This window comes from Pseudoalteromonas sp. MMG033 (assembly GCF_057197785.1).
Genome location: NZ_CM170070.1, coordinates 4,830,412 through 4,854,201 on the forward strand (window position 1 = coordinate 4,830,412; position 23,790 = coordinate 4,854,201).

Genomic DNA, 23,790 nt, shown 5'->3' on the forward strand with positions numbered 1-23,790 from the left:
CAAACGAAGAAATTAGGCAGAGAGCTCTTTTCTTACTATTTCAGCCCCAGCGGCTAAAGCCTGTAGTTTACCTCTCGCCACTTCTCGTGATAGCGGTGCCATACCACAGTTAGTACAAGGGTAAAGTTTGTCGGCATCAACATATTTGAGCGCTTCGCGAATGGTATCGGCGACTTCTTCAGGCGTTTCGATGTCATTGGTAGCGACATCAATAGCGCCAACCATCACCTTTTTGCCTTTCAGTAATGACAGTACTTCAAGCGGCACTCGACCGTTATGACATTCTAAAGAAATAATATCGATACTAGATTGCTGAATGGCTGGAAATGTTCTTTCATAGTGGCGCCACTCATTGCCTAGCGTTTTCTTCCAATCGGTATTTGCTTTGATACCGTAGCCATAGCAAATGTGTACAGCGGTTTCGCACTTAAGTCCTTGGGTTGCAATTTCAAGTGCCTCAATACCCCATTCATTCACTTCATCAAGGAACACATTAAACGCAGGCTCATCAAACTGAATAATATTAACGCCCGCAGCTTCTAACTCTTTTGCCTCTTCATTCAATGCTTTAGCAAATTCAAACGCCAAGGTTTTACGATCTTGATAATAGTCATCATAAAGCGTATCGACCATGGTCATCGGCCCAGGTAATGCCCATTTTATTGGCTGATTTGTTTGTGAGCGCAAAAACTTCGCATCATCAACAAATACTGGTTTTTGACGACTTACTGGGCCAATAATACCCGGTACACTGGCGTCGTATCGGTCGCGAATTCTAACTGTCTTTTTATTTTCAAAATCAACACCGCTCAAGTTTTCAATGAATGTGGTGACAAAGTGCTGGCGAGTTTGTTCGCCGTCACTCACAATCTCAATACCCGCATTGTCTTGTTCTTGTAATGTCACTCTCAGTGCGTCTTTTTTACCGGCAATCAGTTCATCGCCTTCTAGTTTCCAAGGTGACCATAGCTGTTCAGGTTGTGCCAACCAAGACGGTTTTGGTAGACTGCCAGCGGTAGAAGTTGGGAATAATTTTTTCATAATTAATACATCTATACCTTAAAATCAGAATGACGGCTGAACAAAGTTAGCAGCCCACTTTTCTAGTGTTGACTGGTGTCGCTGAATGAAGTTATCTTCACACCACTTACCTTGTTCAATCGCAAGGCGGGCACGCTCTTCTCGGTCATAAACCACTTGCGTTAGAGAGCAATCTAAGTTTTTCAAGCTTGGCTTGTAAGTTTCACCAGCCGTAGAGTTCGCGTTATAAATTTCTGGGCGATAAATCTTTTGGAACGTTTCCATGGTGCTCAGCGTGCTGATCAGCTCCAGTGTGCTGTAATCATTTAACAAGTCACCGAAGAAAAAGAATGCATACGGAGCAACACTGTTTTCAGGCATAAAGTAACGTACTTCCATACCCATTGTTTTGAAATACTGCTCTGTCAATGATGATTCATTTGGCGTGTATTCAACACCTAAAATAGGATGTGTATTACTTGTGCGGTGATAAGTTTTGTTGTCTGATACACTTAAACAAATCACTGGCGGCTTACTGAAGTTCTCTTTGTAAGCACTTGAACTAATGAAGTCTTGGAACATTTTACCGTGCAATTCACCATAATTTTCTGGCACAGAAAAATGATCTTTTCCTTCATTGTGTTTACGCAGTAGCACGCTAAAGTCGTAGTCACGGACATACGATGAGAAGTTATTACCCACAATACCTTCGATGCGTCTGTTTGTATGATGATCAACAATGTACGTCTTTAGCACTTCGATTGTAGGGAAGGTTTCACCATTGCCCTCAACGTCAATATCAACATGCACAATATCAATTTCAACTGAGTAACGGTCTTTGTTTGGGTTATCCCAATTTGCCAGACTGTTAAAGCAGTTATTGATCATGTTAATTGCTTTACGAAGGTTTTCCTGACGTACTTCACCACGCGCCAAGTTAGCAAAGTTTGTAGTAAGGCGCGTATCGTTTGAAGGTGAATAATGCTCATCAAATCGAATAGTCTTAATTGAATAGGTGAAATCGCTGCTCATAATATTGTGGGTCCTTAGCTTAAAATTAAATCTGACCTGAATGTCTTGAGGCAATTCTATGATGAATGAATCATGATTAATATTGATTTAATTTTATGATTCTATGAGTTTTGCTCATAGTGCTATGTTAACGATTCGAATACAAGCATGCGCAAGAATTGTTAATTACTGTGCGAAATAAACTAAGATGGTAATTAATTCCATGTTTATAGATACTGTTTTATAAGCAAATAGCGTTGATTAATTGATGTATTTATATCGCAGTATTTCGACGTAGCATGCTGTCATTGAAAACTGCTTTACTGGGTAATGGGCCGCGACCTAAGCGCACAGAAAATCGCGCGTTTAGGCCATTTATCATTTTCTAATATAGTTAAGATGAATCCTTTAACCCTTTTGTGCATTTTATTTTTGTAGACAAATTAAAAAGCAACTTTAGCCATTAAGAAGTACTAATGGCCGTTGATTTACTCCGGGCTAACTGCCACCGGATGCTCATAACACTGCGCCATTTTAATAAAGGCGCTGAGGTAATCAATATTACTATCTCCTTCTCGAGTCCCTAAATAAATCTGCTTCGCGATGCCATTTTTGCCTAAACGTACAACCGACAATGGCAGTTTTGTGCTGTACTCTTCTGCCAGCCAGCGGGGTAATGCTGCAACGCCTCGACCACATGCAACCATTTGCAACATGATATCAGTGGTTTCGACCGTTTTGTGTTGCTTAGGGATCACTTGATCTGGATTGAGGAACTGCGTGTAAATATCAAGACGATCTTTTGATACTGGGTAGGTAAACAACACTTGGTCCCTGAGATCTTCAGCCTGGGCAAATTTTTTAGCCGTTAATTTATGATCTTTAGGAACAACGAGCACTTGTTCATAATCAAATACTGGCTCAAAGACTAAGCCACTTTTAAAATAGGGATCAGGTGTTACCAGCAAATCTATTTCATAATCTAGCAAAGCCCCTACTCCGCCAAATTGGAATTTTTGTTTAACATCGACGTCAACACCCGGCCAAGTCTCTAAAAAAGGCGATACCACTTTTAACAGCCATTGATAGCAAGGGTGGCATTCCATACCTATCCGCAATGTCCCGCGCTCGCCCATAGCGATTTGTTTAAGTCTTTCTTCAGCACCGCTTAATAGCGGAAGCGCACGGTTTGCAATATTAAGTAGATAGTGCCCTGCTTGTGTTAGTCTTAAGCTTCTTCCGTCCCTTACCCAAACGGCAGTACCTAGGTTATCTTCCAGTTTACGCATTGTATGGCTTAATGCCGATTGTGTTACACAGAGCTCTTTTGCCGCAGCAGTGAGAGATCCTTGCTGATGGACAGCATGAATGATACGAAGGTGGATGCGTTCTAACATTTTTAATTATGAGTAAAATTAATAGATTGTTTATAATATATCATTTTCTCTCATCGATAAACTCACCTAAACTAGTGTCAATTAAATAATCCATACGATTAAGTGTAAGTTTATAAAATGAAAAACGAAGTTAAAACGTCCTCTACGGCACATTATGATGTGTGTGTAACCAAGATCGAATCACTCAATAAACATACCTTTGAAATTGAGCTGTTTGCCCCAGAGGGAACAGTACTGAACTATAAGTCTGGGCAATATTTGAAGCTCGAACTGGATGTTAATAATGATGGCCAACCATTGTGGCTTTCATATACGATTTCTAGCAGTTTAGATGCTGATAAACCCAATAAAGTGTGCTTAATTATCCAAGTTGCGAGTGACTTTTCAGGCAAAGTGGTTGACTGCTTGTTTGCTGCTAAAGCCAGTAACCAGCCAGTCAAGATCATGCTTGCAATGGGCAAAGCATTTTTACAAACGAACCTCGACCAGCCTCATTTGTTTGTCGCCGCGGGCTCTGGCATATCCAAAATTAAGTGTATAACGGAAGAGGTTTTGCACCGCAACCCTGATGCGAATATCAATATTTACTGGTCTAATCGTCATAGCGATGACTTTTTTCTTTTAGAACAGTTTCAGAATTGGGCGACTACGCATAAAAACGTGAATTTCCATACGGTATTAGAGTCGGCTCAGTCTGATTGGACAGGAAGAACAGGCTTTCTCTACGAAGTCATACAGCAAGACCATACCAACCTTAAAGAGACACATGCTTATTTATGTGGCTCACCAAAAATGGTTTATGGCACGATTGACCAGCTCAACGCCATAGGCTTAGAAGAGCGAAATTGCTATTCAGATGTTTTTGAGTTTTCACCAAGAGCCGAAGAGCTTGAAGCCTAAAGCTATTCAGATAATTTAAAGATAAATGCCCTTTTAGGCCACCGCCAAATATATTTTTGGCGGTAACTTGAAGCGATGAATACTGGTTAACTGTCATACGCAGCAACGCGTAATCGAGCCAAAGGTTATGGTTCTGACTTTAACGCCTTTTTATATTCAATTAAATAGTCAAAAACCTTATTTGAAATAGCTTCTAACTTTGGTTGAGTATTTTCCTCTGCCAAATTGGTTACAACGAAAATACCAATTTTTTTCTTCGGATAAATGACCAGCCAACTAGATGTGCCCATTGAGCCGCCACTTTGATAGAGCATTAACTCATTCGAGTCATCTTTAGCTGTATACCAATAAAATGCTTTGCCATGACCCGTCCAACTCTCGTCTAAAAGTTGATGAGAAATTGCTACCTCAGGCTCTGAAGAAAATTGATGTCGAATATAGCGCGTAACAGACTCAACGTTTGAAGTTAACCCTCCACCAGCAAACCAATATGGACTCGCCAAGGGCATCTGGTTGCCATTCCCGTCTGAGCCGACTGTCACTTCGCTTACCTCCAAGTTTGTACGTCTGAATTTTGTGCCGCGCTCTCCAGACTTGCTTGTGATCAACTCAGAAACCAGTAATTCAAAAGGTTTTTGGTAAACTGACTCCAGAATGTATCCGGCTAAATTAGTACCAACACTAGAATATAGATAATCTTCGCCAGGGATGGAATTAAGCTTTACATTTTTAAGATCATCAAAATAGTCATCTCTAGAGTATTTTGATATTTTTTCAAAATATCTGCCTTGCTCAATATCTTCTCGACTGGCTGCAAAATTGCCTGGCAGGCCACTGGTATGCGTCAAAAGGTGTCGTAAAGTTATATACTGGTTGGACAGTTCTAAGTTTTTATATTCGTTATTTTTAAGGTAATGGCGGATATCTTTATCAAGCTCAACTTTACCATCGTGAATAGCCTTAGCAACCGCTAACCCTGTGTAAGTTTTGGTTAAAGAGCCAATTTCGTATATTGTTTGGTTGTCAGACGTAGCGCCATTCCTTAACGTCCCTAAATGATATTGGTAAGTATTTTCTGAATCTACAACCGAAATTGAAACAACTTGCCCGACATTTCCATCAATAAATTCAATGAGTTCATTTTTCGTATTAGATTCAAAATTAGTTGCATCATGACTTTTGCAAGAAGCAAGAACTGTTATTAATGAAATAGCCAATACCGATGATATAGTTTGAGTTATTAATCGGCTCATTATTTTCCTTTTAAAATCACTAAAATCACTAAAATCATTCTTTAGACGATAATATTGATTAAAAGGTTTAAAGGCTGGTTCAAATAAGGTGCTTAAAGTTGTAAATAAATGACTAAAAATAGTTAGCTATAATTTGTGAGGCAAAGGAAAATTTAACAAATTTTTATCTGCGCTTTTTATATTTAGCTAACTACAACTGATTGGATGTTAAAGTTACACTATAGTTAGTCTGTGTCTAAACAATAACATACGCTGTTAAATCTAAACCAATTAGTCATTCGATACACTTTGCATCGAAATCCAAGTTATTAATCGTTGAACCAGATAACTCAATAAAAGTTAATAAAAGCACAAAGGTAAAAGCTGTTGGTTGAACATAAAATACAATGTTTAAGCGCTTAATTTCATAAAATAATCGATTAATTTATCATGTCCAGATTAACTGGAAATATATTTTCTGATTAGAGTCACAGCAGGCATCTAACACATTTGTGTCAGTACAATATTACCTTTAAAATCAGAAAGAGGGATGCTGATTATAGTGAACAGCCATGATAACAGGAAATACGGCCTTTTCGACCAAACTCTCATTCTCAAGAATGGAAGTTTACTAAGCCACACTATAAATCACAAACAAAATACTGGAATAAATAATGACCCCTGAACACCTAGCGAAATTACTCTCAATGGTAATTATTTTGTTTCTAACAACCAGCAAGGTGCAAAGCTGCGAGTTTGAAGCAGAAAATAACCTGTGTATCCACCAGCAGACAATATCATTACCTTTAAAGCAACCCGTTGGAACCTTTGTTGTTCACCTAGAAGATCACAGTCGCAACAGCCATAGAACGCTTGATTTACGCCCCAGACAGCTAGGCGTTAGGTTTTTTACCCCGCAGCAGTAATCGATAATAACGATCATAAGGAAACTAAGCTGGCGACTTTGCCAGACAAGTTTGCTCGGGTTAACCAACTTATTTTCGATGAAGCCATAGAGCCATCAGCAGTGGAAAAGTTAAAGTCGTTGAGCTGGGACATCGCTGAAGGAGCCAAAATAGATGACTCTTCGGGCGCTTTACCCCTGATAATTTTATCTCACGGGTATTATCTCAATCCGGAACTGTTTGTCATCACTGCTTCGTATATTGCCAGTAGAGGCTATCTCGTCGCTTCTATCAACCATACTTTTGGCTCATCTCACTACACTTCCCCTAATGCAGAGACTAAGCTGACCATAGAATTGCCCCATGATGACCTAGGAAGTGACTTGGCGATGTGGAGCGCCGATCAGCTCTTTGTTATTGAACACTTACAGCAACAAAACCAAAAATCAGAGAGTGCTTTTTACAACAAAATCTCCGATAAAGTGGGCATTATTGGTCATTCTTATGGTGGTGCAGCAGCTTTTCACAGCGCAGCACAATCGGACAAAGTCGATGCCATCATTAACCTCGACGGCACGGTTTTCAATAGAAAAGGCCTGACTATTAAGCAACCCTTTATGTATGTGCACGCCTACGAGGAATACTTCAGCGAAATTTTCGTCAACGTAAAAAACAAGGGCTATGTTGCCATTTTTGAAGACCTCAATCACGTGTCTTTCACCGACTTTGTCGTCTTCAAGGAAATGATTCAGCAACCGCAATCAACACAGCAAATAGATAATAACTTCAAAGCGATTGTGGATGTGGCCAACCTGAGCACGGGTTTCTTTGAGCATCACCTTGATAACAATAAAGGCTATTTTAGGCCACCAGCAAATTTGTCCAGAGATGATTTTAGCTTCAAAGTTTTTGACTGCAATTCTAAGGAGTCATCGCCACAACCGTTCATGCTCTGTACCTACTATGAATTGAAGGACTGGTTAATACAGAGATTTTGAATCCGGTTTCAAGCGTTTGTTATGTCGGCTACATCTGTGGCTGCGAAATAAACCTTAGAAATTCATCACCAAACTCCGTAGTCAATTTACTTGATAAGCTCTCTGCGCTAGTTGTTCGAGTTTTCCGGTATCGTGTGCTTAACAAACCATTGCTGTAAAGGTTTTCTAAAATTATATTACATAGCTCTTTTTGATCCTTTAGCTCTGGATATGCGCATTCTATTACTGACGCAATCCCTCTAGATCTTCCTCCGGTATCAAATTGTTTTCCCTCTTTAGCCATTTGCACTTTGGGATCTTTAAAAAATTTCAGCAATATTATATGCAAGGAAGTAAATGAATCTATAAAGTTAAGAAATAATCCCTGTTTGGTATCATTTGGGGCTGTTGATAAGGGCGAGTTCAAAACAGCGTTTTTTAAAGAATCTAATTTCTCTTTTTCGTGTGTACGTAAAGCCGTATTACTTGCATTTACCAGTGTGGTAAAAAACGTTTCATTCTCTTGCAGCTCTTTTTCAGTCACAATACCTTTTTTATATAGTTCATTTATGGCTTCAGTCACTTGAAGCATCCATTTTTCCTGCCTTTTTTCCATAGGTGGCTGAATAAGGGTGTTGAAGCATTCAAATGCGACTGGACCGAATGCAGGTATGCTTGCGACCGTTGCTCCAATAACCCTATGCAACTTTTCTGAACTGGGCTCAATGGTGGGGTCTATTAACTCCCTATCAACTTTACTCATAAATTCCTCTGGCTTACATTGATACTGATATTACTCACCAAAAATAGACACCGTATTTATGCATGCCTGCTTTCATATTCCGTTGGACTTAATACTATAATGCTGAATGCAATCATACGCGGTTACATTATATTTCTATGTACTCAAATATACTCGCTTTAACTTCCTCAAGCGACTGATATTTCTCGTAACACACTAACCCCCTTTAACCTCAAATAAAAAATTAACAAATAGGACAGGCACTGTTCTTTTGCTTTTCTTGTGTACGTATAACGCCGCCCAAAGTGGTGAGTAATTATTAGCTAAAATGTTTAGAGAAGTGGAACTAAGCCAAGCTTTAGCAGTCCCGCACTTAATTGGCTTGTGATATAGGGTTGGCACTAATCACAGCCCCCTCCACTATTAGAGCCACCACCACACCTATTTGGTGGAACATCAACAGTGACTATAGAATTATCAACGCCTTTTGATGCAGAACCAATATACCCCAAGCGATTATGAGCTAAAGTTGCGCCAATAATTGGAACAGCCCAAGTCAATAATAACAACCCAAGCTTTTCAGAGCCAAACCTAAAAGGGCAAGTCACAATTGACATTGAGACAACAAATGAAATTAATAAATGAATAGCTAACCATATTAAATGTATTGCCGAGGTTTCCATACGCTTCCTTAGGAATATAATGCCTTGTTAAGTAGCAGCTAACTACTACTAAACCTAAACAGAGCACCGTACTTAATGAGCTCACATCAAACCAAAGTCGTCGGCTGTCCGCATAAACAATTTATTAGGTATTTTCACACCTCAATAGACGTATTCCGCCAACCTCTGCGGTAAAACCAAACTGCTCATAAAATGGTTCCATATCAGGCAAGCAATAGAGTTCAAAATGACGAACCTTGTTCAGCTTAGGATGATGTTTTATCAACTCCATTAACTTAATTCCAAGACCCTTCCCGCGCTCATCTGGCGCTACAATGACATCAAAAATGACAGCTTTATAGATAAAGTCACTCAATACACGTGCAAAGCCAACTAGTTCACCTTGGTCATTTACGATACCAACACAAACCTGTGAACCAGATACACATGCTTTTGTTTCTGCTAATGTGCGAGTTTTCCCCCACCATACCTGTTGGTACAGCATATGAACTTGTTTTACATGTTCACTCGAAAATTGATCAATTACTTCCATGCTGCCTCTTGATCCCTAAAGCTTGCCTAGCCGGCGTAAAATAGCAGGCTAAAATTAGCGACGAAGGAGCGCAAGCTTGCTTTGGTTAAAGCGTTTGTTATATGTATTAACCACAAAGTTTAATTGCTATTTCTTTACCATTATTCCAATACATATGGGGTTTAATTGTGTCAGAGTTCAAAATATCAGAAACGCTATTATGTTTGTTAAAAAATGGGATAACCTTTGTGGAAACTAGGTTTGCTATTTCAGTTATTTTCTCATTTACATTAGAGCAAGACTCAAAGACAGAAAGCTCGTAAAAATCTCTAATTTCTTTCTCGGAGCTTAATAACTGCTCAAGTCGAAAACGTAAATGGCAATCTAGTTCTTTGGGGTAATCTACTTTATTTGTTTCTTGAAAATAAATTCCTACATTAAAGTAAATACGCCCGCTATTGCGAGAGCATTGAATATTAAACCACTTTGCTAACTCATCACCTGCATAAGCCCATGATGCACCTTTCTTTCTGAACCCGAGAGATTTGAATTGAGCCTTTAAAGCTTCTTGAATTTTTTTACTTATCACGGATGACATTTCACCCCCATAAACACATGTAACTCTTTGATAACTGGAATAGTTTGCTGGAACAATTGTCACACGCGAAACACAATGCACAAAGCGACACAGTAAATTTAGCCAGTTATCAACTTGTTAGCTATGCCGCACGTTCAACTCTAAAACTGTAACAACCATAAGCAGCATACCTTGCAATTACAAAGCTTACCTTTTCATTGCTTAAAAACTCTTCAAGATCTGACTCTGCTTGTTCTGGTGATGTCAATTTTGCGTCTAATATGCGCTCGTTTTCACAGTATGCTCTTAATACAAATGTGTGGCCTAAATAATCGGTTGCTGAGTCACTTGGCAATGGCAACTTGTTAACATCAAATTCCTGACTATTCGAGTTAGCCAATACAAAAATGGGACCATACTCTTTATACGGGCCTACTTTCGTGAAAGGACAATAACTGGCCAATATTAGCTCTTCACCAGGCTTTGCGCCACGAAGTACATCTCGACATGGTTCACCACCTTTAGCTTCCAATACTTCTACAGGTTGGTTTTGATCGTCTATACCTACATTTCTAACTTTATCTAAGAAATCCGATCTTACAGGTACAACTTTATATTTCATTTGACTCCCTCAATAACTAACATTTTTATCAACGAAAAATGTCGAATAACAATATCGTATTCCCCGCCGCATAACAACGGCGACTCATACACATACTCTATTACTATTAACCATAACAATAACTTAATTAGATGTCACCAAATCAGAAAAGTAAACAAATAGGACAGGCACATATTCTCTAGCATGTTGGCTTCCATGTACTCGAGCAACAGTTGGCAAGCAAACGTAATGCGGTTCATCCATGGCAAACTTTTAATGTGCAACTGGCTTATAACGTAATCAAGTAAGGGATCGAATACACCATACTCGCTAAGCAACACAGGTACTTCAATCAATAAACCTGAATTATCTGTTTTAACTTGCGCAAGAACTTTGACTAACACGGTAACTAAACCAATTAGTGCTGAAGAGTTTTAGTAGATTAGTATAAGAAGTGCTATTGATCTAATGAACTGAGATCTAGTTTTTAATTGGATTTATAAGGGAATTGGTATGTTTTAGTATAGTTTTGAGTACTATTAATAAGACTTACACTTCAAACAACAAATGAAGAAATTTGGGTGGTAGTCTTACCAGCCACATCCCGGCACACAAGTCATCCGCTGTGGCTGCTTCCTTCCGGACCTGACCAGGTTCACGAACTATTGTTGCGAGAGGACCAATAAGACTACCATTGAGGGCCTTGTTTGGCGCGGGATGAATTATGGCGATTTTCTTACTGGGATGCAAGCGAAAACTAAAAAAGCTTGCTCGTTTGCTGTTTGTTTAAGCAAGTAAGCAAGCTTTTGATTATTTACGTATTAAATTTGTACTAGTTGGCAATTGCACGCTGAAAAGCTTGTAAGCGCTTCTTCGCTTTTTTCATGTTTTCAGGGCCCATACGTAAAAACAGTTTTTGCGCATCCGAAAGCTGTTCCCACTCTGCATAGGCGTACTTGTACGTCACTGACTCTTGGATAAGCGGTAAGTTTGATTCAGGAATAGGTGTTTCAAGTAGTTCACCTAAGGCTTCTTGCAATGTGTAGTCAAACTCGTTGCCGTTATAGCCGATTTCTTCATATGCTTCGCTGATAAGTGGCTTGTATTGCTCATATAAACGAACAAGCTGCGCTATACTCATTGAGTTAAGCATATTTACGTATGGCGTATAGCGCTCAAAGCTATTTGGATCTGTGATGATCAAATCATCTTCAATGACCATGAAGTTATCAGCAGGCTTACTCACTGGGTAGTGCTTTTTAGCGACTTTACCTTGCGCAAGGTTATCGATAAATACAACACTGCGTCTGACCATGTCTTCTGTAACCAATAGCTCCATCGCTTGCTTGCTTAAGTAGCTAGCCACTGAATCGCGCACACTGGTGTCACTGTCATCAAGGCTCGGCAGTACCGGTTCAACTGGCTCAGCAGGTCTAGACTCTGGTTCGGTGACGCTCACAACAGGCTCTGCAATAGTATCTGCTGTTGATTCTGGCTCCACAGTGACACTCACTTGCGCTTTTTTGGTTTCTTCAGCGTCTTGACGTGCGGTGTTAACTACGGTTTTAGGGGTTTCTTCAGGCACGACGACATCCTGTCGAAATTTTGTATTTTCTGCGGGCTTATTTTCTTTGTTCGCTAATACAAATACAGCCACAATGATCAAGGCCACCGCTGCGATTGCCGCAAGAAGTAACTGGCTGTTAGAAGGCTTTTTATTTGTCCTTGGTTCTGCTGAACTGTGCTCTGACATGGAGGCTCCGTAAAATTCGCTTAAAAAACTTGGCAACTAGGGGAAATGCCCTAGCAGCACCTAGTAATTAAAACACAAACTAAAAGATATCTCATCTGCGTCAACGCGCATTAACGAGAGTTTATCTCAAACTCGCATCTGTTTGCTGACAATTACATGAACGTAAGTACAAACAAGCGTCATATCGACAAAAAACCACATATTGATGACACATTCTTACCAAATTAAATTTGTCAAAATTACGTAACAAGCTGATATTTATAAGAGATGTAAAATACACATTCCCCCTTAATTGAGTATAGTATAAGTAAGCCTAATGCTTTTATCTTTGTGACTAACAGCTAATTTTCGAAGGAACAGATATGAAAAAAGCACAATGTAAAATTGGCAAACCGCATATTGCGCTGTTACTCACCGGTGGCGGTGCTCGAGCGGCTTATCAAGTTGGGGTACTTAAGGCCATCGCCCTTAGCTTGCCCCGCAGCGCGCCCCTACCGTTTAAAATCATCAACGGCACTTCAGCTGGCGCGATCAACTCAACAGGCCTTGCTTGTTATTCATCCAACATGCATTTGGCGATTCGAAAAATTGAGTGGATCTGGAAAAATTTTCACACCAACATGGTGTATAAAAGTAGCTTGTTTGGTGCTTTTGGGCATCTGACCAATAATGTTATGCGCAGCTTTCAAGCTGACTATTTAAATCACCCACCAGCGAGTTTGCTCGACAATACACCTCTTCGCCAATTGCTCGAAGAAGTGATGGATCTAGCACGTATTGACCGTAATATTCATCGTGGCTTTATTGATGCTTTATCTGTAACCGTATCCAGTTATTCCAGTGGCAAGTCAGTGGCTTTTTTTCAAGCCAAAGATGCAAAGCCCTGGCAAAGAGCCAAGCGCGAGGGGATTCAAACTCAGTTGAATATTGATCACCTGATGGCATCCAGTGCCATTCCCATGGTATTTCCCAGTGTGAGAGTTAAACACAATTACTATGGCGATGGATCTATCCACCAGCTATCACCCCTTAGCCCTTCAATTCACTTAGGTGCCAGTAAAATATTCATCATTGGTGTTGAGCAACCTAAGGTGCAGCAGCCACTTGGTTACGAACCTCATTTTCCGGGCATGTCGGTGGTGGCAGGTCATTTGTTAGACAGTATTTTTAGTGACACCTTGCAATCAGATTTAGAGCGCCTAGAACGTGTTAACCGCACCATCAGCTTACTCCCAGCAAGAGAAAAGCATAAAGAGCTCAAGCGTGTTGATACCTTGATTGTTAATCCATCTCAAAACTTCAACGAGCTGGCCCTCGACTTTTATGATGATTTACCGATTGCGGTTAAATTATTACTCAGAACCATAGGGGTGAAGAAGCACTCACAATCAAGTTTAACCAGTTACTTGTTGTTTGAAAAAAGCTATACCCAAGAATTGATCAAAATTGGCTACGAAGATGGCCTTGCACGATTAGACGAGATAAAGGCATTTTTGGAGTTAGACTAGGGTAAGCCATCTAAAATAAATTGCTCAGCTCGCTCTACCCGCCTGGGTTTGCCTTTGAGCAGTAATACGTCGCTTGCTTGCAAAATAATGTCTTCATCCGGCATTGGGATTTCCGTGCCATCGCGCCTAAGTGCCTTAACGACAACTTTATGACGCACCAGTTCAAGCTCAGAAATTGTTTTTTCAACCGCATAAGCGTCCTCAGGTAACGCCACTGCATGCAAGTATTCAAGCCTATCTGTCACAAAACTTGAGTGAGAGTGACTGTGACCATATTCATTCATCTCATCACTGCTGCCAGTGAAAAAGCCGTGCAAGTACTCATAGCGATTTTGTCGCTCTTTACTAACCCGTTTAAAGATCCGACGCATTGGCACCCCTGACATATACAGTACATGGGATACCAACATTAAACTGGCCTCTAACGATTCGGGCACAACTTCTGTGACACCAAGCTGTTTCAAATCCTCTAGGTGTGTGTCGTCTTGCATTCTCACCAATATTTTCACCTCTGGCGCATAATGCTTAAGTGCATCGATGACAATTTGGCTTTGTTCAAAATCATCCATAGTCACAATAACCAACCTTGCTTTATTGACGCATGCAGATTTTAAAATGGCTTTTTGCCCTGCGTGACCAAAAATGACAGGCTCTCCAGCGGTTTGTGCCTCTTGCACAATGATAGGATTACGCTCAATCGCAACATAAGGAATAGCCTCTGGTTTTAAGAAGCGTGCAATGGTTTGTCCAACCCGCGCATAACCAAATATCACCACGTGATCTTTCACAGAATCATCTTTTATACCTGCATATGTAAAATCAGGTTTGTGCTCAACATCAAGCTTAAACAGTTTTAATATTCTATCTGTCTCACTCATCAAGTAAGGTGTGAGAGCCATAGATAAAACACCCAGCGCGATTAAAAATGAGGCGGTATCTGGCGCTAATAAATGGTGCTGCCCGGCAAGCGCAACCAATACAAAACCAAACTCCCCCATTTGCCACAGCATAATGCCTGAAGAGAGCGCGTCACGTTTTCGCTCTCCCATGACTTGTGCACTCACATAAATGATGGTGACTTTAACGACGAGTAAGACCGCCATTGCAGCGACAATATACCCAAAAGTGCTAATTACATAAGCGACATCTAGCTGCATACCCACGGTCACAAAAAATAATCCCATGAGGATGTCTCGAAACGGCCTTATCTCTGCCTCTAGCTGGTGTCGGTATTGACTCTCTCCAAGCATCATACCCGCTAAAAATGCGCCCAAAGCCATAGACAGTCCAAATGCATACGTTAAAGCCCCTGCACACAAAGCGACGACCAGCGTAGTCAATACAAATAGCTCATCCGTTCTGGCCAGAGCCACTTCATTAAAGACTTTTGGCAAAACCCATTTACCGATAGCCCAAAGCAATAAGCACACGAAAGCACCTTTAGCCAACGCCAATATCAAGGCACCGACTAAAAATTGGTTATCTGTGCTGGCCATTAAAGGAAAAACTATCAGCATGGGCACCACGGCAATGTCTTGAAAAAGTAGCACCCCGATAGACAGCTGCCCTTTGCGCATATTCAGCATGCCAGACTCTTTCATGATCTTCACAACCACAGCGGTGGATGACAACGATACAATGCAGGCAATGATCAAAGATTCAGACCAGCCAAAGCCAAAGAAAGAAACTAAAAAGGTCCCGATTAAAATAGACAATAAAACCTGAGTGCTGCCAAGCCCAAATACGACACTGCGCATTGCCATCAGTTTGGGGATAGAAAATTCCAAACCAAGACTAAACAACAAAAATACAATTCCAACTTCCGCGATTAAATGGATCTCATGGTTGTTATCCATTAAACCGTAACCGGCAGCGACTAAGCCAGTTAGTAAATAAGCTAGAATGGGCGGCAGCCCTACTCTTTTAAAAGACCAAACTAAGATCACGGCACACAGCAGCAGTGCAACAACATCTGTAAAATGACCATGTATTGCGGTCATAAAGACGGTGACGATTCTATCGGAAATAAATCCGGCAAAATTTTGCTGCAAATGGCCCCCTAGGCGTCAAAGAAATGTTTTGGTTTATTTTTCACACAATTTAACTATAGCAACCAACTGTTTTTCAGCCAGTTTAATTTTTTGGCACGAAACTAGCTTATATGTTCGGGAATGTTGTAATTAGGGGAATTACCAGATGGAAAATGTCCATATTTTGTCACAGCGAACGCCTTCGCGCGGTGATTACGTTCCGTTCACGACTGAACAATACGTAACACAGGCGCCTGAACAACCGAATGTGCTCGTTGAAAAACTGCAAACAACACTAGACGTCAACGGTATTTTAGATATCTTTGCGTCGTATGTTAAACGCATCACTGATCTTGCAGGATTGCAGTTTCATTCAAATCAAGGACTGTTTCAAACCAACCAAGGTGATAACCAACTTAAGCCGTATACATTTGACCTCGATTTAGAAGGCCAGCACCTAGGTCAATTGGTCTATTTTAGCAAGTACAGCTTTAGCGGCACGATCCGCGCGCGCTTAATGCAATTGCACACTTGCTTATTGTATCCACTTAGAAATGCGCTGATGTATCACCGAGTGCTGCAGCTGGCCACTAAGGATACACTCACGGGACTGTATAATCGTAGTCAGTTTAATGAATATCTTGAAACCAAATTAGAGCGCAGCCGCAGGCAGCACAGAAACTTTAGTTTGATGTTATTAGATTTGGACAACTTCAAACAAGTCAACGATGAGTTTGGGCACAAACAAGGCGATGAAGTACTTATCGGTTTTGCCAACATCCTAACCTCCAGCATACGAGCGACAGATGCGGTGTTTAGGTTTGGTGGTGATGAATTTGCGATCCTGATTGACGATCCTGCGTTTACGACCAATAAAGTTATCGCAGAGCGCATTATGGAACGTGTTAATAACAATAGCTTGCTACTTAAGCATGCCGTCACAACCAGCATTGGCTTTACGTTGGCATCAAGCCAAGATTGCGCCAATGAAATTTTTGCCAGAGCCGATAGAGGCTTATATCAAGCTAAAGAAGCGGGTAGAAATTGCGCACGCGCAGTCTAGTTTTACAGGTACTTATCATCCCCTAATGATAAGTACCCCTTTTCAATCCTGACTATTTTTTAGCTTAAATAGCCAAAGTAAAATGGCAAAACCACAAAAGAAGCCATTGATCACCCAGCCTAACGCCCAAAAATCAGGAAGCTCACTAAACAATATGGACAACATGGGCGCAGCCAATCCTAATATAAAATAACTTCCGCCCCTACCATGCCAATATGCCAGCAATAATACCGCTGACAATACGCCAACACTCAGAGCGAGCAACAGATTCGCTAAGTTGATGACAGAGACTAAAAATAGCAACAAAAATATGACGGCACAGATCAGAACAGCCATCGGCGCTTTACTCGCCAAAGACATACCTATTTGCTTGTTATTCTGCATCTTTAACCTGCCATAATACGCCTGAGGGTGCCATATAGTCGGCGTTAACAAAAAAACCAACCACCGCCACCAAGGCATCATTGTAATAAATCATTGGAATTGACAACCTTTCCCAACTCGGCACTTTGGCCTCTTTAAGCCAATGCTTTACTGTATTTCGACCGGGCTTGCCTATCGGTTTTATTTTCTCATTTAGCTGTCCAAATCGGATAGTCACTCGTTCATCAGCAAAAGGGCGGCGCACTCCCTTCCCTTCAACTAGGGTTAAAACTCTGCCATCAGCCAGTTCGACATCTGTTGTTAACTCAGCATATGGCATCTCAGCCAAAGTGACTGTTGTGTTTGCCACCCAGTACATAAGCCCGTTGTAGCACTTTATCGAGCCCGCTTGGAGCTGTACATTGACTTGTGCATCTTCTTTGGAATTCAGCGCTTGATTTAAAATTTGAACTAACTGCTTTTGTGAAGGCATATTAATGCCTTTATTACTAAGCCATAGCCTAACCACATTACTTTGCCTAAGCCCAGATAACGCCGCCAAGTCCATTACATTGATATTTTTATCACGACAGCACACAGCTAAATCACTCTGTGCAATTTCGTCAATCAAGGCTTGTTGAGCTTGCAGTAAAGAGATTGACCTTAAAACACTGGGTACAAACCCTTTAAAGCGGGACTTTAAAAGCGGGATCACTTGATTACGCAAAAAGTTACGATCAAATTCATCACTCTTATTGGACTCATCTTCAATATGCGACAAACCAAAGATCTGCGCGAATGCTTCGATGTCTTTTCGCTCTACGTCAATTAAAGGTCTTGCGCAATGTCGTCCGCTGCCCAATCGCATTGATGAGTGCATTGCACCTAACCCCTGTAAGCCTGATCCTCGTTTTAAGCGAATAAAAAATGTTTCTACTTGATCATCAGCATGCTGACCAAGTACGAGCGTGGAGCTTGTCATCGCGTGTCGATCTAGCGCCGCATAACGTGCGTCTCTTGCTTGTGCTTCTAGGCTTGTCCTGGTCTTCGCTTCTATACTCACACCAACCGCTTGAAAAGGGATAGCTAACTTTGTACACAGCTCGGCACAAAACTGCTGCCACATATCTGCATTATCAGATAAGCCATGATTTACATAAATGGCTTCAAGCTTTATTCCTGTATGTAATTGGGAGAATTGCTGGCACAGATGCAGTAATACCACCGAATCAACGCCACCAGATAAAGCAACGGTCAGCCCCTGCCCGATACGATCACCACACTGCTTCTCAAGCGCACTGGCAAATTGTTTAAATACGCCTGTCGATTCCATATTGTTTCCTCATGCAATTATCTGGCGTTATACCCGATCCTACTTAAAATGCAATGTGCGCTGAGTCAATTGCACACTAATCGTGAGCGAGATCACCTCAAGTTGAAAAATTCAGCCAGTCATCATCACATTATTTATTCCGCAAATTAGTCACTCAAAATGATTAAAAAGTGCCTATATTTTGCATTAAATAAGCAAAAACCAATAAATAAAACAATTTTAATCACTTACCGTGACTTGCCATTGAATTATCACAAAAGTCATTTGCAAGTTTTACATTGATAAAACAAACCCGAAATTAATTGACATTAGTGCTAAAATCTAGGTAAATCCCTACTTATGTTTAAAAAGTCACATTATCTTGCTGGTCTGTTTTCCAGATCCAGTTCGGGGCAGTATAATGTGCGTAAAATTGTATGTGATGACAGAGAACGCGCCTTCACGAAGGAAAAACAGTTAAAAAATGAAGAAGAGAAATGTCGCTAAAATGCGTCATCTTCTGCAAAAACTGACTTAAATAAGCAATATTAACACTTAGTTTAAGCTCCATTTAGCAAAATAGACTACGCTAAATAATATGCTAAAAATAACTGAGTCACGGCATTTTAAATCTGTACTCTCTACATAAAACCGAGACAAACTTTAAAAAATTATCAGATAGGTTAGAAAATGAGCTTAAATTATCTAGAATTTGAACTTCCAGTAGCTGAATTAGAGCAAAAAATTAAAGAGCTACAAGCTGTTAGTCGCTCAGGTTCTTTGGACCTAAGTCTGGAAGAAGAGATCAGTAAGTTAAAAGAGAAAAGTGTACAGCTTACTGAAAAAATTTACTCAGAACTTAACCCTTGGCAGCTACTTCAACTAGCTCGTCACCCAATGCGCCCTCATGCAAGTGACTACATCAAGCGCATGTTTACAGAATTCGATGAGTTTGCGGGCGATCGCGCATTTGCAAACGACCCTGCAATTATCGGCGGTACTGCAAGATTAGACGGTAAGCCTGTAATGGTTATTGGCCAAGAAAAAGGCCGTGATACTGCAGAAAAAATTAAGCGTAACTTCGGTATGCCACGTCCAGAAGGTTACCGTAAAGCTAAGCGTCTTATGGAAATGGCTGAGCGTTTTAAAATGCCAGTGATCACATTAATCGATACGCAAGGTGCATACCCTGGGATCGGCGCAGAAGAGCGCGGTCAAAGTGAAGCGATCGCGATGAACTTAAAAGTCATGGCATCTCTAAAAGTACCTACAATTTGTAGCGTTATCGGTGAGGGTGGTTCAGGTGGTGCACTTGCAATTGGTGTAGGCGATCGCGTAAACATGTTACGTTACAGTACTTACTCAGTTATCACTCCTGAAGGGTGTGCTTCAATCCTTTGGAAAAGTGCTGAAAAAGCACCACTGGCTGCTGAAGCTATGGGTGTATCTGCACAGCGTATCAAAGACAACAACCTAATCAACGAAATTGTTGCTGAGCCTCTAGGTGGCGCACACCGTGATTACGATACCGCAGCAAGAAACCTAAAAGCACAGATCATCAAAGATCTAGATAGTGTCTCTAAGCTTAGCCAAGAAGAAATGCTTGAGCAAAGATACCAGCGTCTAATGTCTTTTGGTTACTGTAACTAATTTAAGTTATAAAGAAAGGCCACCCATTGGGTGGCCTTTTTTGTATCTACTGTTTTTGTAGACTTAGTCAAAGATTAACTCTACATCTTGGCCAGTTAACTTTTTCAAAGATCTGATCAGCTCATCGCTTGGTGTCACACACCACTGTGTACCGAGTGTTAACTCCGCGGTGGCATCAGGACGCTGATATTCAATGATCACCTCACAAGTACCAAACTTATAAGGCTCTAAGACACGCTTTAAGTTCTCACCAAAGTTCGCATCTATTTGCGCCATATTTAGTGACATCTTAAGAGCGCTAACCCGCTTCTCTCGCGCTTGCGCTATCGTATTGACGTCTCTGGCAGTCATAGTGATACCGCCTGAGAAGTTATCAAAGCTTACCTGCCCAGAGATCACTAGGATCTGGTTAACCTGAAGGAGCTCTTCATACATTTCAAATTGTTCAGGGAAGAAACGTACATCGATCCGCGCACTCTTATCGTCTAGCGTGATGAGTCCCCAACGGTTACCTTTTTTATTTATCAAGGTACGGGCATTAATCACAAGGCCAGCTGCGGTCGACTGCATATCTCGGTTAGTTGGCTGTAAGTCCACTAATTTACCCGAGGTATAATGCTTCAGCTCTTTACGGTACTGGTTAATTGGATGTCCGGTCAGGTATAAACCCAACGTTTCCTTTTCTCCGTTGAGCCACTCATTGTCACTCAATGGTGGAGCCTGAATAAAGGCTTGCGCCACTTCTTCAGGTTCAACGGCAAGTAAACCAAATAAATCTGATTGTCCTAACTGTTCTGCTTTATGATGCTGTTCAGCCGACTTCATCGCATCTTTTAAGCTTGCAAGTAATGTCGCACGTCCGCCTTGTTTCTTCTCTGGGCCCAATTTGTCTAAGGCGCCAGCATAAATCAGCTTTTCAATAACACGACGATTAAGACGCTTCAAATCAACACGTGCACAGAAATCGAATAAGTCTTTAAACTCTCCACCTTGCTCACGTGCTTCTAGGATGGCTTCAACTGGGCCTTCACCTACCCCCTTGATGGCACCAATACCGTAGACAATCTCACCTTGTAAGTTGACCGCAAACTTATAAACGCCCGCGTTCACATCCGGTGGTAGCAAGGTCAACTTCATGTTCTCACACTCATCAACCAAGGTGACAATCTTATCGGTGTTATCCATATCCGCAGACATTACCGCAGCCATAAATTCTGCCGGGAAATGCGTCTTCATCCAAAGCGTTTGGTAAGAAACCAGTGCGTATGCTGCCGAGTGAGATTTGTTAAAACCATAACCTGCGAACTTTTCTACAAGATCGAAGATCTTCATGGCAAGTTCACCATCGACACCGTTATTTATCGACCCTTCTTCAAAGGTTGAACGCTGCTTTGCCATCTCTTCCGGTTTTTTCTTACCCATCGCACGACGAAGTAAGTCAGCGCCGCCTAGGCTATAACCTGCTAGGACCTGCGCGATCTGCATGACCTGCTCCTGATACAGGATGATCCCGTAAGTCGGCTCAAGGATAGGTGCTAAGCTCTCATGCTGATACTGAGCATCTGGGAAAGAGATCTCTTCTCGACCATGCTTACGGTCGATAAAGTTATCTACCATGCCCGATTGCAGTGGCCCCGGTCTAAACAGTGCAACCAGTGCGATCATATCTTCGAAGCAGTCCGGTTTAAGACGGCGGATAAGGTCTTTCATACCACGCGATTCTAGCTGGAATACCGCAGTAGTCTCGGCTTTTAGTAGCACTTCAAAGCTGGCATGATCATCAAGTGGAATGGCGTTGATATCCACAAATGGCTTTTGCTCACGCGCTAAACGCTCATTGGCCATATCCAGAGCCCACTGCAAGATTGTCAGTGTTCTCAGACCTAGGAAGTCAAACTTAACCAGACCGGCCGTTTCTACGTCGTTTTTATCGAATTGAGTAACTGGGAATTTACCCTCTTCGTCACAGTACAGGGCTGCAAAGTCTGTAATGCTGGTTGGCGAGATAACAACACCACCGGCGTGTTTACCGGCATTACGGGTACAGCCTTCTAGAATACGGCATTTATCGATGAGCTCTTTTACTTCGTCATCACCGTCGTAAGCTTCAGGTAATCTTGGCTCCACGTCAAAAGCTTTGGCCAGTGTCATACCCGGATCGCCCGGTACTAGCTTCGAAATTCTATCAACAAAGCCATAAGGGTGACCAAGTACACGCCCTACGTCACGAATTACCGCTTTGGCCGCCATGGTACCAAAGGTGATGATCTGGGATACCGCTTGCCGCCCGTAAAGTTTAGCAACATGATCTATCACCTCGTCTCGTCTATCCATACAGAAGTCGACGTCAAAATCTGGCATCGAGACACGTTCTGGGTTCAAGAATCGCTCGAATAGTAAGTCAAATTCAAGTGGATCAAGATCTGTGATCTTCAGGGCATATGCCACCAATGAACCTGCACCAGAGCCTCGACCCGGACCAACTGGAATATTGTTATCTTTACTCCACTGAATGAACTCCATTACGATCAAGAAGTAACCTGGGAATCCCATTTGGTTGATAACGTCTAATTCAATTCTTAAGCGATCATCGTACTCAACTCGCTTAACTTTTCTGTCTTCTTCATCAGGGAATAAAAACTGTAGACGCTCTTCAAGACCATCTTCAGATACCTTAACTAAGAAGTCATCAATTTTTAAATCGCCCGTTGGGTAATCTGGCAAGAAGTAAGTACCAAGCTGTACGGTAACGTTACAACGCTTAGCGATTTCAACGGTGTTTTCCAGCGCTTCCGGAATATCACTAAATAGCTCAGCCATCTGCTCAGGCGTTTTGAGGTATTGCTCTTTGGAAAAGCGTTTCGGCCTATTTTTATCTTCTAGCGTGTAACCATCATGAATAGCAACGCGGATCTCATGGGCTTCAAAGTCTTCTTCATGTAAGAAAACAACTTCATTGGTCGCAACGACGGGTAAATTACGTTCGCCAGCTAGTGCCACTGCCGCATGCAGATACTCTTCTTCTTGTTCACGCTCTGTGCGATGTAATTCAAGGTAATAGTGATCAGCAAAGTGCTCTTCATAAAAAGCCACTGTCTCTAAAGCGAGCTGATGATTGCCCTTTAATAGTGCTTTGCCTACATCGCCATCTTTTGCCCCAGAGAGTAAAATTAATCCCTCTTTGTATTGCGCTAACCATGCTTTATCAACCACAGGTCGATGAAATACATGGCCTCTTAAAAAGGCTTCTGAGATCAATAATGTAAGATTTTTATATCCTTCATTATTTTTAGCGAGTACGACAATTCGACAAGGCTCATCAGGAAACTCATCACTTTTTAGCCATAGATCAGCGCCCACCATGGGCTTTATACCGGCACCATGAGCACCGCCATAAAATCGCACTAAACCACATAAATTCATTTGATCTGTAATGGCAAACGCAGGCATCTCAAGCTCTTGTGCTCTGGCGACAATAGGTTTGGTCTTGGCCAAGCCATCAACCATAGAAAAGTCACTATGAACGCGTAAATGTACAAAATTAGGCGTTGGCAT

General features: G+C 41.4%; 21 protein-coding genes and 1 other RNA gene. 6 read left to right on the plus strand and 16 right to left on the minus strand.

Annotation, left to right across the window (positions count from 1 at the left end; genetic code table 11):
- Window positions 1-12: 12 nt before the first annotated feature.
- From AC2CZC_RS20910 to AC2CZC_RS20920, 3 genes are all read right to left on the minus strand, one after another.
- Window positions 13-1,041, minus strand: coding sequence for a methionine synthase (locus AC2CZC_RS20910; RefSeq protein WP_484583275.1), 1,029 nt, complete (start codon window positions 1,039-1,041; stop codon window positions 13-15).
- Window positions 1,042-1,065: 24 nt separating this feature from the next.
- Window positions 1,066-2,052, minus strand: coding sequence for a DUF1852 domain-containing protein (locus AC2CZC_RS20915; RefSeq protein ID WP_237137325.1), 987 nt, complete (start codon window positions 2,050-2,052; stop codon window positions 1,066-1,068).
- Between the two features lie 467 nt (window positions 2,053-2,519).
- Window positions 2,520-3,428: a LysR family transcriptional regulator gene (locus tag AC2CZC_RS20920; RefSeq protein ID WP_484583276.1), complete on the minus strand. Its 909-nt coding sequence runs from the start codon at window positions 3,426-3,428 to the stop codon at window positions 2,520-2,522.
- 117 nt (window positions 3,429-3,545) lie between these two features.
- Between AC2CZC_RS20920 and AC2CZC_RS20925 the strand changes: the two genes are divergently transcribed.
- Window positions 3,546-4,328 (plus strand): ferredoxin reductase domain-containing protein, encoded by a 783-nt coding sequence (locus AC2CZC_RS20925; RefSeq protein WP_484583277.1) that lies wholly within the window; start codon window positions 3,546-3,548, stop codon window positions 4,326-4,328.
- Between the two features lie 125 nt (window positions 4,329-4,453).
- On the opposite strand, the gene AC2CZC_RS20930 is transcribed toward AC2CZC_RS20925, so the two are convergent.
- On the minus strand, window positions 4,454-5,581 hold the full coding sequence (locus tag AC2CZC_RS20930) for a serine hydrolase domain-containing protein (protein ID WP_484583278.1): 1,128 nt from the start codon (window positions 5,579-5,581) through the stop codon (window positions 4,454-4,456).
- A gap of 653 nt (window positions 5,582-6,234) precedes the next feature.
- Here AC2CZC_RS20930 and AC2CZC_RS20935 point away from each other — a divergent pair.
- The gene (locus AC2CZC_RS20935) at window positions 6,235-6,486 is read left to right on the plus strand and encodes a hypothetical protein (protein WP_484583279.1); all 252 of its coding nucleotides are present in this window, start codon (window positions 6,235-6,237) and stop codon (window positions 6,484-6,486) included.
- A 38-nt stretch (window positions 6,487-6,524) separates the two neighbouring features.
- Complete coding sequence (locus tag AC2CZC_RS20940) at window positions 6,525-7,463, plus strand: alpha/beta hydrolase family protein (protein WP_484583280.1); 939 nt, start codon at window positions 6,525-6,527, stop codon at window positions 7,461-7,463.
- Between the two features lie 28 nt (window positions 7,464-7,491).
- Here the strand turns inward: AC2CZC_RS20940 and AC2CZC_RS20945 are convergent, their stop codons facing one another.
- The 8 genes from AC2CZC_RS20945 to AC2CZC_RS20980 all read right to left on the minus strand — a co-directional run bounded on the left by AC2CZC_RS20945 (window position 7,492) and on the right by AC2CZC_RS20980 (window position 12,309).
- Window positions 7,492-8,205 carry a hypothetical protein gene (locus AC2CZC_RS20945; protein WP_484583281.1) on the minus strand — a complete coding sequence of 238 codons (714 nt, stop codon included), beginning with the start codon at window positions 8,203-8,205 and terminating at the stop codon, window positions 7,492-7,494.
- A gap of 380 nt (window positions 8,206-8,585) precedes the next feature.
- Complete coding sequence (locus AC2CZC_RS20950; protein ID WP_484583282.1) at window positions 8,586-8,867, minus strand: hypothetical protein; 282 nt, start codon at window positions 8,865-8,867, stop codon at window positions 8,586-8,588.
- Window positions 8,868-8,991: 124 nt separating this feature from the next.
- Window positions 8,992-9,399 carry a GNAT family N-acetyltransferase gene (locus tag AC2CZC_RS20955; protein WP_237137318.1) on the minus strand — a complete coding sequence of 136 codons (408 nt, stop codon included), beginning with the start codon at window positions 9,397-9,399 and terminating at the stop codon, window positions 8,992-8,994.
- A gap of 106 nt (window positions 9,400-9,505) precedes the next feature.
- Window positions 9,506-9,976 carry a DUF4304 domain-containing protein gene (locus AC2CZC_RS20960; RefSeq protein ID WP_484583283.1) on the minus strand — a complete coding sequence of 157 codons (471 nt, stop codon included), beginning with the start codon at window positions 9,974-9,976 and terminating at the stop codon, window positions 9,506-9,508.
- Window positions 9,977-10,097: 121 nt separating this feature from the next.
- Window positions 10,098-10,577: a DUF1203 domain-containing protein gene (locus tag AC2CZC_RS20965; protein WP_484583284.1), complete on the minus strand. Its 480-nt coding sequence runs from the start codon at window positions 10,575-10,577 to the stop codon at window positions 10,098-10,100.
- A 134-nt stretch (window positions 10,578-10,711) separates the two neighbouring features.
- The gene (locus tag AC2CZC_RS20970; protein ID WP_484583285.1) at window positions 10,712-10,960 is read right to left on the minus strand and encodes a hypothetical protein; all 249 of its coding nucleotides are present in this window, start codon (window positions 10,958-10,960) and stop codon (window positions 10,712-10,714) included.
- 184 nt (window positions 10,961-11,144) lie between these two features.
- Window positions 11,145-11,241: signal recognition particle sRNA small type (gene ffs, locus AC2CZC_RS20975), an RNA gene on the minus strand.
- Window positions 11,242-11,388: 147 nt separating this feature from the next.
- Window positions 11,389-12,309 carry a DUF3014 domain-containing protein gene (locus AC2CZC_RS20980; RefSeq protein ID WP_484583286.1) on the minus strand — a complete coding sequence of 307 codons (921 nt, stop codon included), beginning with the start codon at window positions 12,307-12,309 and terminating at the stop codon, window positions 11,389-11,391.
- Between the two features lie 362 nt (window positions 12,310-12,671).
- Between AC2CZC_RS20980 and AC2CZC_RS20985 the strand changes: the two genes are divergently transcribed.
- On the plus strand, window positions 12,672-13,817 hold the full coding sequence (locus AC2CZC_RS20985; RefSeq protein ID WP_484583287.1) for a patatin-like phospholipase family protein: 1,146 nt from the start codon (window positions 12,672-12,674) through the stop codon (window positions 13,815-13,817).
- Here the strand turns inward: AC2CZC_RS20985 and AC2CZC_RS20990 are convergent.
- Window positions 13,814-15,817, minus strand: a complete 2,004-nt coding sequence (locus AC2CZC_RS20990; RefSeq protein ID WP_484584913.1) for a monovalent cation:proton antiporter family protein — start codon at window positions 15,815-15,817, stop codon at window positions 13,814-13,816. The genes AC2CZC_RS20985 and AC2CZC_RS20990 overlap by 4 nt on opposite strands.
- Window positions 15,818-16,013: 196 nt before the next feature.
- Here AC2CZC_RS20990 and AC2CZC_RS20995 point away from each other — a divergent pair, with 196 nt between their 5' ends.
- A complete protein-coding gene (locus AC2CZC_RS20995) occupies window positions 16,014-16,910 on the plus strand; it encodes a GGDEF domain-containing protein (RefSeq protein ID WP_484583288.1) in 897 nt (298 codons plus the stop codon).
- Window positions 16,911-16,952: 42 nt separating this feature from the next.
- Here the strand turns inward: AC2CZC_RS20995 and AC2CZC_RS21000 are convergent, their stop codons facing one another.
- Together AC2CZC_RS21000 and tilS are read right to left on the minus strand one after the other, a co-directional pair.
- On the minus strand, window positions 16,953-17,294 hold the full coding sequence (locus tag AC2CZC_RS21000) for a hypothetical protein (RefSeq protein WP_484583289.1): 342 nt from the start codon (window positions 17,292-17,294) through the stop codon (window positions 16,953-16,955).
- Complete coding sequence (tilS, locus tag AC2CZC_RS21005; protein WP_484583290.1) at window positions 17,284-18,606, minus strand: tRNA lysidine(34) synthetase TilS; 1,323 nt, start codon at window positions 18,604-18,606, stop codon at window positions 17,284-17,286. Before tilS ends, AC2CZC_RS21000 begins: the two co-directional genes overlap by 11 nt.
- Window positions 18,607-19,275: 669 nt before the next feature.
- On the opposite strand from tilS, the gene accA reads away from it, so the two are divergent.
- Complete coding sequence (gene accA, locus AC2CZC_RS21010; RefSeq protein WP_484583291.1) at window positions 19,276-20,235, plus strand: acetyl-CoA carboxylase carboxyl transferase subunit alpha; 960 nt, start codon at window positions 19,276-19,278, stop codon at window positions 20,233-20,235.
- Between the two features lie 63 nt (window positions 20,236-20,298).
- Here accA and dnaE read toward each other — a convergent pair whose 3' ends face one another.
- On the minus strand, window positions 20,299-23,790 hold the full coding sequence (gene dnaE, locus AC2CZC_RS21015) for a DNA polymerase III subunit alpha (protein WP_484583292.1): 3,492 nt from the start codon (window positions 23,788-23,790) through the stop codon (window positions 20,299-20,301).